At 50.7% G+C, this 274-nt stretch carries 1 protein-coding gene; it reads left to right on the top strand.

The annotated features are described in order from the left end of the window. Positions 1 to 26: 26 nt before the first annotated feature. Positions 27 to 274: hypothetical protein (locus tag ACSNOG_RS33330; protein WP_436756408.1), on the top strand; the 248-nt coding region annotated here is incomplete at its 3' end.

Here is a 274-nt window from a genome sequence, read left to right as displayed (position 1 = left end):
ATATGATGGCGGAGGAGGAGAAGCTGATGAAGGACGATTCGATTCCTTTAACGGATAAGCTATTCCTGGCATTAACGCTCCTTCCGCAAGGCGTCGCCTTCCACGATATTCGCGTGATGAAGGAATTGGAGCTCCGGTACCCGGAGCAGTGGAGGCAAATCGATGCCTACATGAATACAGGCTGGGAGAATATCCGGCTGATTATTCACGAGGGGGCTGCTGCTGGCATCTTTCGTCCTTTTGATGTCGAGCTGTTCATTCAGGTATATGTAGG

It is taken from the genome of Streptomyces sp. URMC 124, assembly GCF_051386455.1.
Taxonomy (GTDB): Bacteria; Actinomycetota; Actinomycetes; order Streptomycetales; family Streptomycetaceae; genus Streptomyces.
Note: the sequence above shows the minus strand (reverse complement) of the source record. Positions and strands in the feature narration are given on the sequence as shown.